Annotated in this window: 10 protein-coding genes; 4 read left to right on the top strand and 6 right to left on the bottom strand. The window is 61.7% G+C overall.

Annotated elements, in window-relative coordinates; genetic code table 11:
* Positions 1-4: 4 nt before the first annotated feature.
* The 3 genes from GR198_RS00400 to GR198_RS00390 are packed head-to-tail and all read right to left on the bottom strand — an operon-like array spanning position 5 to position 3,225.
* Complete coding sequence (locus tag GR198_RS00400) at positions 5-1,546, bottom strand: DHA2 family efflux MFS transporter permease subunit (RefSeq protein ID WP_029872458.1); 1,542 nt, start codon at positions 1,544-1,546, stop codon at positions 5-7.
* Positions 1,539-2,768 carry an HlyD family secretion protein gene (locus GR198_RS00395; protein WP_029872459.1) on the bottom strand — a complete coding sequence of 410 codons (1,230 nt, stop codon included), beginning with the start codon at positions 2,766-2,768 and terminating at the stop codon, positions 1,539-1,541. The genes GR198_RS00400 and GR198_RS00395 overlap by 8 nt, the downstream gene beginning before the upstream one ends.
* Positions 2,761-3,225 carry a MarR family winged helix-turn-helix transcriptional regulator gene (locus tag GR198_RS00390; RefSeq protein ID WP_018073683.1) on the bottom strand — a complete coding sequence of 155 codons (465 nt, stop codon included), beginning with the start codon at positions 3,223-3,225 and terminating at the stop codon, positions 2,761-2,763. The genes GR198_RS00395 and GR198_RS00390 overlap by 8 nt, the downstream gene beginning before the upstream one ends.
* Before the next feature lie 245 nt (positions 3,226-3,470).
* On the opposite strand from GR198_RS00390, the gene GR198_RS00385 reads away from it, so the two are divergent.
* The 3 genes from GR198_RS00385 (at position 3,471) to GR198_RS00375 (ending at position 9,638) form a co-directional block, all read left to right on the top strand.
* Positions 3,471-5,015 (top strand): cation:proton antiporter, encoded by a 1,545-nt coding sequence (locus GR198_RS00385; RefSeq protein ID WP_029872460.1) that lies wholly within the window; start codon positions 3,471-3,473, stop codon positions 5,013-5,015.
* Between the two features lie 262 nt (positions 5,016-5,277).
* Complete coding sequence (locus GR198_RS00380) at positions 5,278-6,453, top strand: efflux RND transporter periplasmic adaptor subunit (RefSeq protein ID WP_029872461.1); 1,176 nt, start codon at positions 5,278-5,280, stop codon at positions 6,451-6,453.
* Complete coding sequence (locus GR198_RS00375) at positions 6,450-9,638, top strand: efflux RND transporter permease subunit (RefSeq protein ID WP_029872462.1); 3,189 nt, start codon at positions 6,450-6,452, stop codon at positions 9,636-9,638. Before GR198_RS00380 ends, GR198_RS00375 begins: the two co-directional genes overlap by 4 nt.
* Positions 9,639-9,667: 29 nt before the next feature.
* Here GR198_RS00375 and GR198_RS00370 read toward each other — a convergent pair whose 3' ends face one another.
* Positions 9,668-10,444, bottom strand: coding sequence for a metallophosphoesterase family protein (locus GR198_RS00370; protein WP_029872463.1), 777 nt, complete (start codon positions 10,442-10,444; stop codon positions 9,668-9,670).
* A 164-nt stretch (positions 10,445-10,608) separates the two neighbouring features.
* On the opposite strand from GR198_RS00370, the gene GR198_RS00365 reads away from it, so the two are divergent.
* Entirely contained in the window at positions 10,609-11,736 is a 1,128-nt protein-coding gene (locus GR198_RS00365) for a monooxygenase (protein WP_029872464.1), read from the top strand.
* A gap of 1 nt (position 11,737) precedes the next feature.
* Here the strand turns inward: GR198_RS00365 and GR198_RS00360 are convergent, their stop codons facing one another.
* Together GR198_RS00360 and GR198_RS00355 are read right to left on the bottom strand one after the other, a co-directional pair.
* Positions 11,738-12,202, bottom strand: coding sequence for an RrF2 family transcriptional regulator (locus GR198_RS00360; RefSeq protein WP_029872465.1), 465 nt, complete (start codon positions 12,200-12,202; stop codon positions 11,738-11,740).
* Between the two features lie 176 nt (positions 12,203-12,378).
* Positions 12,379-13,167 carry an SDR family NAD(P)-dependent oxidoreductase gene (locus GR198_RS00355; RefSeq protein ID WP_025395731.1) on the bottom strand — a complete coding sequence of 263 codons (789 nt, stop codon included), beginning with the start codon at positions 13,165-13,167 and terminating at the stop codon, positions 12,379-12,381.
* Positions 13,168-13,296 lie beyond the last annotated feature (129 nt).

Here is a 13,296-nt window from a genome sequence, read left to right as displayed (position 1 = left end):
GAGTTCATTCCATCACCGCGCTATGGTCGACGGCGGGTGCTGCCTTCGGCTTGCGCAGCAGCAGAACCAACGGAATGACCGCAAGCGACATCAGCATCAGCAGCTTGAAATCGTCCATATAGGCGATGATCGTCGCTTGCAGCGTGATGATCTCGTTGAGCGAGGCGCGGCCGGCCGCCGTCACCGGGCTGAGCCCCTGCGCGGCCACCGCATTGAAGGCGTGGTTGAACGGCGTCACATAGGCCGCGATCGATTCATGATTGCTCTGCGTGTTCTCGACGATCAGCGCCGAGACGATCGAGATGCCGACCGCCGAGCCGATGTTTCGCGACAGGTTGTAGAGACCGGTGCCGTCGCCGCGCATATGGGCGGGCAGCGTGGAAAAAGCGATCGTCGTCAGCGGCACGAACAGAAAGCCGAGGCCGGCGCCCTGGATGAAGCCGACCGAGACGATCGTCCATTGCGAGACGTCGGGTGTCCAGCCGGTCATGTCGTACATCGCCCATGCGGTGAGCCCCAAGCCGAGCGCCAGCAACGCGCGCGTATCGACCTTGCCGACCAGCCGCCCGACGATGAACATGCAGAGCATGGTGCCGAGCCCGCGCGGCCCCATGACGATGCCGGCGGTGATGACGGGATAGCCCATCAGCGTCTGCAGATAAGGCGTCATCAGCGCCAGTGAGGCGAGATAGGTAATGCCGACCACGAAGATGAAGATCATGCTGATCGCGAAGTTCTGGTCGAGGAACAGCTTCGGATTCACGAAGGATTTCTCCGCCGTCAGCGTATGCACGATCAGCAGATAGAAGGCTGAGGCGCAGATCAACGCCTCGAGCATGATCTCACTGGAAGAGAACCAGTCGAGCTGCTCGCCGCGGTCGAGAAAGAGCTGCAGCGCGGCGATGCCGAGGCTCATCATCCCGAAGCCGAACCAGTCCAGCTTGGCGAGCAGATCCCTCTTGGTCTCGGTGACGTAGACGACAATGCCCATGAAGGCCAACGCGCCGATAGGCACGTTGATATAAAACACCCAGCGCCAGCTGATATTGTCGGTCAGCCAGCCGCCGATGACAGGCCCAAGCACTGGCCCGACCATCACCGAGACGCCGAAAAGCGCCATCGCCGAGCCGCGCTCCTCGACTGTATAGATGTCGAGGAGGATGCCCTGAGAAAGCGGCACCAGCGATGCCCCGAACAGGCCCTGCAGCAGACGGAAGGCGACGATCTGGTTCAGCGATTGCGCCAGGCCACAGAGAACGGAGGCCGCCACGAAGCCGGCAATGGCGACGAGCAGCACGCGTTTGCGGCCGAACTTGGCGGCAAGAAAGCCCGACGGCGGCGTCATGATTGCCGCCGCGACGATATAGGAGGTCAGCACCCAGTTGATCTGGTCGGCAGAGGCCGACACGCTGCCCTGGATATAGGGCAGCGCCACGTTGGCGATCGTCGTGTCCAGCGCCTGCATGATGACGGCGAGAATGACGCAGGCCGTGATCGCACCGCGATTGGCAATCGGCGTCGCCGGAGAAGCGGGAGCGTTACTCATGATCCTTGCCCTGAGGCCGGCCCAGAAGCTTGTTGACGAAATCAGGCAGGCCGCGGGCATGACCGGTCTCGACATCGACCACCGTACTCATGCCGACGCGCAGCGGCGGCTTGCCGTCGGCGTCCTCGATGCTGACGCGCATCGGAATGCGTTGGACGACCTTCACCCAGTTGCCCGTGGTGTTCTGCGCCGGCAGCAGCGAAAAGCTGGAGCCGGAGGCCGGGCTGATGCTCTCGACCTTGCCCTTCCAGACCACAGCCGGATAGGTGTCGACGGAGATATCGGCCGTCTGACCGGGCTTGACATAGGTGAGCTCGGTTTCCTTCGGGCTGGCGGCGATCCACAGATGGTCGGTGGCAACGAGCGAGAAGGCCTGCTGCGAAGCCTGCAGGTAGGAACCGACCTGCAGCGCGTTGACATTGGTGACGATGCCGTCGAACGGCGCCTTGACGACGCTGTGGTCGAGTTCGCGCTGGGCATTGTCGACCTGCGACTTGGCCTGCAGGTAGAGCGGGTTTTCCTCGGCCGGCTGGTCGGCATTGCCGCCGAGTTGGGCGAACGTCGTTGCGGCTTCCGCCTTGGCGACGGCAACCTTCTGCTGCGCGGCTTCCAGATTGTGCTTGGCTTCGTCATAGGCCGACTGCGTCGCGCTGCCGTTGTTGACGAGGTTCTGCTGCCGGTCAAACTGATCCTGATAATAGGGCAGATCGGCTTGCGCCTGCGTGATCTCGGCAAGCGACTGCTGATAGCTGGCCTTGAGATTCATGATCTGGTTGCGCTGCGCGCCGAGCTGCGCCTTGGCGCCATCAAGCGCGATCTTGAAAGAATCCGACCGCAGGCTGAAGAGCACCTGTCCCGCCTTGACCGCCTCGTTCTCATGGACGTTGATCTGGTCGACGATGCCCGAGACATCGGTGGTCAGCCCGACCATGTCGGCCTGGATATAGGCGTTGTCGGTCGACATCACCTGGCCGCCATTGACGTAATAATAACCACCGACGACGAGCCCCACCGGCAGCAAGGCAAACAGGATGGGCCGCGTGAGACTGCGCCGGCGGCGGACCTTGTTGCCGCCAGGCGCAGCCACGGCGGCAGCCGGCGCTGAATTGGATGAAGGCGCTTCGGCTACCGTTTCCTGCTGTTTCGCTTCATTGTCTTCGACAGGAGTCTCGGTCTTCGCATTGGCGTCGGCAACGACGCGGAGGGGGGATTGATCAGCCATCGTTCGTCTCATTCTCGTCAACCGGGCTCCGGCATGCCTGAACCAGGTTCGTCTTCATTACGGATAGGATGTGGAAAAGCTGCTCGCGCTGCTCGGCCGAAACACTTTGCAGCGCTTCCGCGCGGGTGGTGTCGCCGAGCTCGCGCATTTCGGCAAGCAGCGGGTGCGCCTCATCGCGCATATAAAGCAACCAGATACGCCGGTCGGTCGGGTGCTGGCGGCGCTCGATCAGCCCGCGTTCGGCGAGCTTGTCGAGAATGCGCACCAGCGTGATCGGCTCGACTTCGAGGATTTCGGCAAGGCCGCCCTGATGGATACCTTCGTTATTCGAGAGATAGGCAAGCGTCTGCCATTGCGACCGGGTCAGCCCAAGGCACTTCGCACGCTGCTCGAACCGCTTGCGCAGCAGCCGTGCGACGTCGTGGAGAAGGAAACCGAGGGTCGGAGTGGCGTTCATGAAAACCTGTGACCGTTATTTATAAGCATCCTTATAATATCGGTAGATATATTGAGCATGTGCACTGCACAAGGGCATGGACGGCAGATTCAGCAATGGCGGCTAAAATGCCGCAGACCGGGCCAAGCATAGCCGGCAGTTTCTCCTTTCGCCGTTTCCAAGCACCAGCCGGTAGCCGCAGCCCAGCTCCGCCCTAATTCTGCGGCAGGAGCAGCCTCCGCCGGAGGCGCGCATTGGGGAGCTCGATGGCGTTCTTCGAAAGCATGCTGACGCTGCTGCTGGTGGCGATCGTCTTTCTGCAATTCTCCAGGAAGTTCCGGATCCCCTATCCGACAATGCTGGCGATCGCCGGCGTCATCGTCGCGGCCGTGCCCTGGGCGCCCGAGGTCGCGATCGATCCCGAGCTTGCGCTGGCGCTGTTGATCGCGCCCGTGCTTTTCGACGCCGCCTATGATCTGCCGCCGAGGACATTGAGACGCAACTGGCTGCCGCTGTTCTCGCTCGCCGCCATCGCCGTGATCGTGACGGCCGCGGCCGTCGCTACCGTCAGCGTGACGATGGCAGGCCTGCCGCTTGCCGCAGCCGTCGCACTCGGCGCCATCGTCGCGCCGCCGGATGCGGCCGCCGCCACCGCCATGCTCGACCGCTTCACCCTGCCGCGCCAGACCTATGTGATCCTGAAGGGTGAAAGCCTCCTGAACGACGCCGTCGCGCTGCTGATCTTCAGCGCCGCGGTGGCAGCCGCCGCAAGCCCCACCTTCTTCGCCGGCGCCCTGGCGGAGTTGGCGCTCGCCGTGCCTGGCGGCCTCATCCTCGGTTATCTCCTGGGCCGTCTCTACATGGTCGTCGGCCTGAGGCTCGCCGGCACGCTCGGCGGCACCTTGCTAGAATTCGTCGCCACTTTCGGCACGTGGATCATCGCCGAGCGGCTGCACCTTTCGGCAATTCTGGCGATCGTCGTCTATGCGATGGTGATCGCCCGCTACATGCCCGAGCGGCAGACGGCCCGCCACCGCATTCATTCCTATTCGGTCTGGGAAGCCGCGGTCTTTCTGCTCAACGTGCTCGCTTTCCTGCTGATGGGCCTGCAGGCCCGCCAGATCGTCCTTGACCTCGATCCCGGCCGCCTGAATTTCGCGATCACTTTCGCCGCCATGGTCTTCGCCACCGTCATCGTCGTCCGCCTGGCCTGGGTGCTCTTCTATAACCGCGTCATCAACTTTCTCGCCGCGCGCGGACGCACGACACAAGCCGTTCCGACCTTCGCCACCAGCCTGCTAGCCGGCTGGTGCGGCATGCGCGGCCTCGTCACGCTGGCGACCGCGCTTGCTTTGCCGATCGATTTTCCCGATCGCGATATCATCCTGCTCTGCGCGCTCGCCGTCGTCCTTGGCACGCTCATCGTCCAGGGCCTGACGCTCGGGCCGCTGATCCGTTTCCTGAAATTCGACCCGGACACCTCCCTGGACCGCGACCTCGCCAGAGCCCGCGTCACGTTGATCGATGCGGCCCTTGCCGAACTCGCCGGCGGCGAGGACAAATCCACCCGCATCCTGCGCGACGTCTACACCTCCGAGCGCGAAATCGCCGCTGACGGGAAACACCCGCGCGAGGTCAGCAGGCTCGACAAGCAGCGCCGCAACGTCATCGTCGCCAAACGCCGCAGATTGGCAGCGATGCGCCGCGCCGACGAGATCGACGATGATGTCTTTCACATGCTGGAACAGGAGCTCGACTGGGCCGAACTCGCCGCCCTGCCGCCCGGCAGAGACGAGATCGTCGAGAGTTGATGCCCTCTGTGACGTTTTGATGGATTCCGGAAACGTTACCAATTGGCATTTGCAATTTTTCGCCGCTGCCGTTTATAGTCCAATTCCATAGGGTTACGATTTTTCCGATGTGCATTGCGTGCCGGCCTTCCTTTTCCAAGGGATTGAACGCCGGGGAATCACGGGGGCAGAGACCCTCGGTCAAAGCAGCAAGACATGAACAGCATCACTTCATCTTGAGGTTGGCGGCAGTGAATCGGGCCGTCGAGATTGGGGGACCGGTATGACTTACGCGCTTCGACAGATGGTGGTGCTTGGCTGTATCGCCGCATTCATGCCCCTCCCCGCGCTGGCCCAGAGCGCCCCGCCGGCGCCACCCGTCACCGTCGCCAAGCCGGTCGTTCGCGATGTCGTCGACAGCGACGAATTTATCGGCCGGTTCGAGCCGGTCGACGAAGTCTCCGTTCGTTCGCGCGTCGGTGGCTACCTGCAGGAAATCCATTTTCAGGATGGCGCATTGGTCAAGCAGGGCGACCTGCTCTTCGTCATCGATCAGCGGCCGTTCGTAACCGCGCTCAATCAGGCAAAGGCGACACTCGAATCGGCGCAATCCGCCCTGGTCTTTGCCGATGCGCAGTATAAGCGCACGCAATCGCTTGCTTCGAGCGGCAGCCAGTCGGCGCAGACGCTGGACGATCGCCGCCGCGAATTCGATTCGGCCGAAGCCAATGTCCGCGGCGCACAGGCCGCAGCCGATCGCGCGTCTCTCGACATGGAATATACCGAGATCAAGGCGCCGCTCAGCGGCCGCATCGACCGCCGGCTGATCTCGGCCGGCAACCTCGTGCAGACCGATCAGACTGTGCTGACGACGATCGTTTCTCTCGACCCGATCGATTTCTATTTCGACGTCGATGAGCGCCGACTGCTGAACTTCGCCGATACGGCGCGCAAACTGGGCAAGGATCTCCAGCAGGGTGGCGGCGGCTTGGATGTATCGGTCACGATCTCTGATCCCACTGCCAAGCCATTCAAGGGAAAGCTCGATTTCGCTGAGAACCGGGTCGACAATGAGAGTGGCACCATTCGTCTGCGTGCCCGCTTCCCCAACCCCGATCTCGTCCTTCAGCCCGGCCTCTTCGGTCGCATACAGGTCGAAGCCTCCAACACCTACCAGGCCATTCTCGTCCCCGACGAGGCAATCGGCTCGGACCAGAATGAGCGCGTCGTCTATGTCGTCGCCGAAGACGGCACGGTGTCGACCAAGCCCGTAAGGCCCGGACCGCGTCTCTACGGCTACCGCGTCATACGCGAGGGCCTCGACGGCACCGAGACGATCATCGTCAACGGCCTGATGCGTGCCCGGCCGGGCGCAAAGATCACGCCTCAGATGACCGAACTGCCGCAGGAGCGGCAGGACGCTCCGCCGGAAACCGTCGGCGCGGAGAACGGACAATGAGATTTGCTCATTTTTTCGTAGACCGGCCGATCTTTGCGGCCGTCATCTCGATCCTTTTTCTCGTCGTCGGCAGCATTGCTTATACGCAATTGCCGGTATCGCAGTATCCGGAGATAGCGCCGCCGACCATCGTCGTGCGCACCTCTTATCCGGGTGCCGACCCGCAGACGATCGCCGATACCGTTTCGACGCCGCTTGAACAACAGATCAACGGCGTCGAAGACATGCTTTACATGTCGTCCTACTCCAGCGCCGACGGCGCCATGTCGCTGACGATCACCTTCAAGCTCGGCACCGATCTCGACAAGGTCCAGGTGCTTGTCCAGAATCGCGTTTCCATCGCCCTTCCCCGTCTTCCCGAGGAAGTTCAGAGGCTTGGCGTCACCACCGACAAAAGCTCACCCGATCTGATGATGGTGGTGCACCTGCTGTCGCCGTCGCACCGCTATGACCAGCTTTACGTCTCGAACTACGCCCGCAACCGCATCCGCGACGTTCTCGTGCGCCTTGACGGCGTCGGCGACGTGCAGATTTTTGGCGAACGCCAGTATTCGATGCGAATCTGGCTGGATCCGGAAAAGCTCTCCGCTTACGGGATGACATCCGATGACGTCGTTTCCGCGTTGAGAGATCAGAACGTCCAGGTGTCGGGCGGCAAGATCGGGGCCCCACCCGTCACCGGCAAGAATGCTTTCGAATATACGGTGCGAACGGACGGCCGCTTCTCCGACGTGCGCGAGTTCCGATATGTCATTGTGAAATCGACAACATCGGGCCGGCTCGTGCAGTTGCAGGATGTCGCCCGGATAGAACTCGGCGCACAGGATTACGTCACTAACAGTTATCTCAACAACGATCCCGCAGTTGCTCTCGGCATCTTCGCCCGGCCGGGAACCAACGCCCTGGACACGGCCCATCAAGTCCAGACGCTCATGAAGGACATATCCCAGAATTTCCCGCCGGGTCTGGAATATCGTATCGTCTACGACACGACCGAATTCATCTCGGATTCGATCAATGAGGTCTACAGAACCATTGCAGAAGCGGCCATCCTGGTAGCAATCGTCGTTCTTGTCTTCCTGCAATCCTGGCGAACCGCGATCATTCCGATTATTGCCATCCCGGTATCGCTGATCGGCACCTTCGCCGTCCTGCTCGCCTTCGGCTTCTCGCTCAATATGCTCACGCTGTTCGGTCTCGTGCTGGCGATCGGTATCGTCGTGGATGACGCGATCGTGGTGGTGGAAAACGTCGAGCGCAATCTGGCACGCGGCATGACGCCGAAGCAGGCGTCCCATGTCACGATGGACGAAGTCGGAACCGCCGTCGTCGCCATCTCGCTGGTGCTGATCGCCGTGTTCGTGCCGACAGCCTTCATTCCAGGCATCTCTGGCCAGTTCTACAGGCAGTTCGCGGTCACGATCTCCGTCACCACTGCAATTTCCGCATTGAATTCGCTCACATTGTCGCCCGCGCTTGCAGGCATATTGCTGAAAACCCATGACCATGAAACCAAGCGCATGAATGTCGCGTCACGCCTGGGAAAAGGGCTTGCAGATGGCTTCAATCATGGATTCGATCGCCTGAGTTCCGGCTATTCATGGACCGTTCGGCATCTGGTCAGCAGTTGGGTGGGCTTGACAGCCGCGATGGTCACCTTCGTCTGCCTGCTCGGAGCGACTTGGTACATGGGCACGAAAGTTCCCGCGGGCTTTATCCCGACCATGGACCAGGGTTACGCCATCATCGTCATACAGCTACCTGATGGAGCGTCGCTTGCGCGTACCGACGCCGTCGTCAAACAGGTGGGCGATATCGCCCGCACCGTGCCCGGCGTCGGCAATGCCGTGCAATTTGCCGGCTTCAGCGGGGCGACATTCACCAATGCCTCAAATGCCGGCGTCGTCTTCGTCCCGTTCAAATCCTTTGCCGAACGTGAAGAAGGCGGCGAGAACGCCAACAAGATCATCGGCGAGCTTTACGGAAAGCTGCAAAGCATCCAGGAAGCCTTCATCATCGCCATCCCGCCGCCATCCGTGCGGGGCGTCGGTAATTCCGGCGGCTTCAAGATGCAGATTTCCGATCTCGAAAACGCCGATATGACCCGCGTGCTCGGCCTCGCCCGGCAAATGATGGGCGCGGCGGCAACGACCGAGGGGCTGACCGGCGTCTTTACGACATTTTCGGATGCCAGCCCGCAATACTTCCTGGCGATCGACCGCGACAAGGCGCGTTTCCTGAATGTGCCGATTCCCAATATCTTCAACGCCCTTTCCATCAATCTCGGCGTCTCCTACGTCAACGATTTCAATGCGTTCGGCCGCGTCTACCAGGTTCGGGCCCAGGCCGACCGGCAATACCGCATGGACCGGGAAGACATCCTCGCCCTGAAGGTCCGGTCGGCGACCGGCGCGCTGGTTCCGCTTGGAACCTTGATGGATATCCAGGATGCCAGCGGCCCGGCGCTTGTCCAGCGCTACAACATGTATGTCTCCGTGCCGCTTCAGGGCAATCCGACGCCGGGCACGTCGACGGGCGATGCCATTGCCAAGATGGAGGCCTTAGCGGCGAAGATCCTGCCGCAGGGGACGACCTTCGAATGGACGGAACTCGCCTATCAGGAGACCCACACCGGCAACACTGCCATCTACATCTTCGCCCTGTCTGTCGTCTTCGTCTTCCTGGCGCTGGCGGCGCAATATGAAAGCTGGGTTCTGCCGCTCGCGATCATTCTCATCGTCCCGCTTGCGGTGCTTGCGGCGCTGATCGGAGTCTCGCTAAGGGGAATGGACAACAACGTCCTGACGCAGATCGGCCTGATCGTCCTGATCGGCCTTGCGGCCAAGAACGCCATTCTGATCGTCGAGTTCGCCAGGCAGGCGGAAGACGAGGGCAAGTCGCCGGTGGAGGCGGCCATCGAGGCCAGCCATCTTCGCCTGCGACCGATCCTGATGACGGCATTCGCCTTCATCTTCGGTGTTCTGCCGCTTGCCATCGCCACCGGCCCCGGCGCCGAAATGCGCCAGTCGCTTGGCACCGCCGTCTTCTCGGGCATGCTCGGAGTGACGATCTTCGGCCTGTTCCTGACGCCGGTCTTCTACGTCGTGCTGCGCGGCTGGCGCCGCAAGCGGCCGGCCACTGTAGAACCAGCGAAGACAGAGCCGGTCGAGGAAGGGGTCGTCTGAGACGATCCCATCGGCTGAGGAAACGGAAGTCAGGTCGAAAACAGATGCACTCGGCCTTGCCACAAGCGAGCGACGGTGAGTTTGCCGCTGCGATAGGCGCGCGTATCGATATTGAGCCGCTTCGGCCGTATGTCGGGTTCATCGTTCGGCGTATGACCGTGAACGACGAGTTTCGGCAACGGCACCCGGCTTTCGAGAAACCGCTGGCGGATGATGACCAGATCCTCGTCCGTCTGCTCACTGAGCCGCAGCTTCGGATTGATGCCGGCATGCACGAAAATCACGCTTGGGGTCTCCAGCAGGACAGGCATCGCCCGCATGAAATCGATATGCGTACGCGGTAGCGACTGGCGGATGAAGGCATCGAGCTTCGCGCCGGAGGGAAAGACCAGCGGTAGATGCTCCGGATCGAGGCCATAGGATTTGAGCGACTCCGCCGACCCCATCTGCATCCAATCGTCATAGGAAATCCAGCCATCGATATAGTCGAGCATGGCGACTTCGTGATTGCCGGCAAGGCAGATGCGGTCGAATCCCTCCGGCGGAGGCTCCATCAGATGGGTGATGACCTGTGCCGATTCAGGGCCGCGGTCGATATAGTCGCCGAGCGTGACGATCAGCTTTTGCCCGGGCAGCCGCGCGCCATCACGCAGGATCGCCTCCTCGGCTTTCACAAGCAGATCGTACCGACCGTGAATATCGCCGATCGCATAGGTTGGGATCGCGGCAATATCCAGCGTCAGGCGCGGTCTCGGCTGGCGTGCCATTTTCGAAACCTCGCTGTTGCGAGCACGAGAGTCGCTCATCATATTTCTCGATCAAGGAAGCCCCACTTCACCGTAAGTAGCGTGGAGAACAGGGCAATCAAGCTGGTAAGAAAATTCAAAGCACACGGGTTTTGTAGAAAAACCGGCCTTATCATTCGAGGGGCAATCCCTCACTCCTGTATCCGTCGAGAAAAGAGTGACCGATGGGAACGGTATCGCAGTTTCAAGAGAGCCTGAGGCCTCCCGCGCATCGCATCGAAAGCGAAGAGGAGGCGATATCCACGGCCCGCGACCTCGCCGCCGCATTCCGGCATCAGGCGAGCGAACGTGATATCAACCGCATCCTGCCCTTTGCCGAGCTTGATGCGCTGTCTGTATCGGGGCTGACGGCAATCACTGTTCCGCCAGACCATGAAGGGCTCGACGTGTCGAACGCCCTGCTCGCCGAAATCGTTGCAATCATCGCTGAGGGCGATGCATCGATCGGCGAGACGCTGGAAAATCATTTTTCTGCGCTGGAAACGCTGCGCACTCAGGCTGCCGAGGATTTGAAGGCATCGCTGTTTGCCCGTGTGCTGCTCGGCGACCGCTTCGCGGGCGCCGCCCTCACCGACGGGACCGAACTGACCGCCGAAGGCCCGGGTTACCGCCTGAGCGGGCGCACGCGCCAAGTGCCCGGTATTCTATTCGCCGACTGGATCGCCGCTGCCGCCACCGCTCCTCCCAGCCGCCCGGTGACACTCTACCTCGCACGCGGTGAAGAAGGCTTGCAGGTGGTCGACGATTGGGACGGCTTCGGCCAGCGCACCAATGGATCGGCGACGGCGATCGTCGGAACGCTTCATGTCAATGCCGATGCGATTGCGCCTGCCCCCTCCTCCGGACATTCGACCGGCATCTCGCTCGGCCTGCTGCTCAAGGCGGGCGTCAGCCTGGGTATCGCGCGGGCCGCATGGAGCGACCTGATGACCGCAATTGGCGATCGCAGCACGACCGTCCTTCCCCAGATCGGCGAACGCGCCATCCGCATCGAAGCAACGGCGGCAGCCTTGGAACGGGCTGGCCGCAAACTCGACATTGCCCAGGTCAACCCTGTGGAGGCCGCAATGGCGGACGCGCATTTCTCCGCCTCAGCGGCCGCGATCCTTGCCGAGGAAACGGCGCTCGACACCGCAAACGCGCTGTTCGAACTTGCAGGGGAAACATCGGCCGGCATCGGGCTCAATCTCGATCGCCATTGGCGCAACACCCGCATTCACGCGCTATCGCTGCCGCGGGATAAGTTGCTGCACACCGCAGGCGAATATATGTCGGAGCCTGGGAGAGCCTAATTCAGCTGGCGGCGGAGATCGGGAATTCTTCCTTGGCGCCTTCGATGCGGCCGCCGTCGGCGACGAATTGCTCGAGGGTCATATTGTCGAGAATGGCGGCGATCGCGTCCCGAACATCGGTCATCGAGCGCCGCACCTGACAGGTTTCCGGATCGGCACAGTCGTCGCAGGCCTCGTAAGCCGTACGGCTGGCGCAGCGGATCGGCGCTAAGGGCCCGTCGAGCGTGCGGATGACATGGCCTATGCGGATTTCGGTTGCCGGCCGCGACAGGGAATAGCCCCCGCCCGGCCCCTTCTTCGAGCGCAGGATGCCGACATTACGCAGTTCGAGCAGGATCGTGTCGAGAAACTTCTTCGGGATATTGTTGCGGGCCGCGATGTCGTTGATGAAGGCGGTCTCACCCGGCGCCAGCCGCGCCAGGTCGACCAGCGCCTTCAGCCCGTACTTTCCCTTTTTCGTCAGCATCGTCGTCGCCTTGTAGAAATCGCAGTATTTATCCTGCCAATAGCAGGCAAATAGCGTCAAAAGCGTGAACATACAACAAAATAGCTATTATTTATAGCTTGTATCGGAAACGTCCACAGGCTCGCGCGGCAGCCTTGAGAAGGACCGGCCGCCACGCGCCTTGTCAGCCGCCTTGGTTAGATCGTCTTCAGCATGCCGCCATCGACGAAATAGGTCGAGCCGATGCAATAGCTCGCACGCTCCGAACTCAGGAACACGAAGACGTTGGCCAACTCCTCGGGCGTACCGAAGCGTTTGGAGGCGGCATGCTCGTTGGCGACGCTCTGCAGATAGCCTTCCCAGTTGCCGCCGGTTTCCGCCGTCAATTGCTTGGCGGTCTTGATCCAGTCGGGCGTCAGGATCAGGCCGGCATTGACGCAGTTGACGCGGATATTGTCCTTGATGAGCTCGGTCGAAAGCGTCTTCGAAAACATCATCAGCGCCGACTTGCTGACATTGTAGATCGGCTCGTACCAGAGCGGCTGGACGGCACAGATCGAGGCATTGTGCAGGATCACCCCGCCGCCGCGTTGCTTCATCTGCGGCGCGATGCCGCGCGCCAGCCGCACGGCGGCCATCACATGCAGGTCCCAATAGTCCTGCCACTTCTCGTCGGGCGCCTCCATCACCGTCTCGTTCGATCCGGTGCCGGCATTGTTGATGAGGATATCGGCGCCACCTTTTTCGGCCGCCGCCGCGATGATCGCCTCGGTTCCCGCAACCGTCGCCACATCGGCCGCGACAGCGGCGGCGCTGACGCCGTACTTTTCGGCGATCCGGGCGGCCTCCGCCTCGAGCCTTTCGCCGCCACGGGCTGCCAGCACAAGGTCGGCGCCCTCAGCCGCCAGTCCCTCGGCGATCGCCAGCCCGATGCCAACCGACGCACCGGTTATGACGGCAGTCTTTCCCTTCAATCCGAGATCCATGTCTTCCTCCGCAAACGGCCGGAGATCCCGGCCTGATGTGCTGAGTGTTCCGCCAATGAGCCCCGGGCGTCAAGCGCCTGCACTCCTCTTGCGGCAGGCGCCGATCTGTCGCATGCCTGCATCAACAGA

This window comes from Rhizobium leguminosarum (genome assembly GCF_010668065.1).
Lineage (GTDB): Bacteria > Pseudomonadota > Alphaproteobacteria > Rhizobiales > Rhizobiaceae > Rhizobium > Rhizobium leguminosarum_S.
This window is presented reverse-complemented; position numbering and strand designations above follow the sequence as displayed.

Bases quoted from the DNA above. Each gene is read 5' to 3' on its own strand.
- GR198_RS00400 (WP_029872458.1), bottom strand. From the start codon at position 1,546: ATGAGTAACGCTCCCGCTTCTCCGGCGACGCCGATTGCCAATCGCGGT.
- GR198_RS00395 (WP_029872459.1), bottom strand. From the start codon at position 2,768: ATGGCTGATCAATCCCCCCTCCGCGTCGTTGCCGACGCCAATGCGAAG.
- GR198_RS00390 (WP_018073683.1), bottom strand. From the start codon at position 3,225: ATGAACGCCACTCCGACCCTCGGTTTCCTTCTCCACGACGTCGCACGG.
- GR198_RS00385 (WP_029872460.1), top strand. From the start codon at position 3,471: ATGGCGTTCTTCGAAAGCATGCTGACGCTGCTGCTGGTGGCGATCGTC.
- GR198_RS00380 (WP_029872461.1), top strand. From the start codon at position 5,278: ATGACTTACGCGCTTCGACAGATGGTGGTGCTTGGCTGTATCGCCGCA.
- GR198_RS00375 (WP_029872462.1), top strand. From the start codon at position 6,450: ATGAGATTTGCTCATTTTTTCGTAGACCGGCCGATCTTTGCGGCCGTC.
- GR198_RS00370 (WP_029872463.1), bottom strand. From the start codon at position 10,444: ATGAGCGACTCTCGTGCTCGCAACAGCGAGGTTTCGAAAATGGCACGC.
- GR198_RS00365 (WP_029872464.1), top strand. From the start codon at position 10,609: ATGGGAACGGTATCGCAGTTTCAAGAGAGCCTGAGGCCTCCCGCGCAT.
- GR198_RS00360 (WP_029872465.1), bottom strand. From the start codon at position 12,202: ATGCTGACGAAAAAGGGAAAGTACGGGCTGAAGGCGCTGGTCGACCTG.
- GR198_RS00355 (WP_025395731.1), bottom strand. From the start codon at position 13,167: ATGGATCTCGGATTGAAGGGAAAGACTGCCGTCATAACCGGTGCGTCG.